The 637-nt window shown below is 59.0% G+C and carries 1 pseudogene; it reads left to right on the plus strand.

What is annotated here, in order from left to right:
* Positions 1-637 (plus strand): annotated as a pseudogene (locus R3I13_RS26970) (hypothetical protein); the annotation flags it as partial.

The following is a 637-nucleotide window of genomic DNA, read 5'->3' on the forward strand; positions in this document are numbered from 1 at the left end:
GGCCAACAATCCCCTGCCCAACCTGGACCCTGCTAAACTCTACGCCCTTACCTATACCCATTACGACGATTACAGCTACGCGGGCAAAAAGGACGCAAAAACCGCTTATTATACCACTACCGAACTGCCCGCCCCGCTGGGCACGCAGACAGGCGAACGCCCCACGGCACAGTCCGCCCTGACCAAAGGCATGGTCACCGGCACCAAAATACGGGTGCTGGACACCGACCAGTGGCTGGTGACCACCACCTATTACAACGACAAAGGCCGGGTACAGCAGGTACTCAGTGACAACATCAACGGCGGCACCGATGTGGTGACGAATATGTATGACTTTTCCGGGCAGCTGCTGGTCAGCACCCATCACCATACCAACCAGCACAGCAGCGTCACCCCGGCCAGCCGGCTCATCACCCGGCTGCTGTACGATCATGCCGGCCGGGTACTGGAGACCCGCAAACAACTGGGTAACGGCACCGAACATATCATTGCCCAAAACACCTACGATGCCCTGGGGCAGTTGGCCAGCAAGGCGCTCAAAAACAGCGCAGGCGCTGACCTGGAGACCCTCAGCTACCAATACAACATCCGGGGCTGGCTCAGCGCCATCAACAAGGACTACGTGACCAGCGGCAGC

The sequence above is a fragment of the Chitinophaga sp. YIM B06452 genome (genome assembly GCF_039655965.1).
In the GTDB taxonomy this organism is placed as follows: Bacteria; Bacteroidota; Bacteroidia; order Chitinophagales; family Chitinophagaceae; genus Chitinophaga.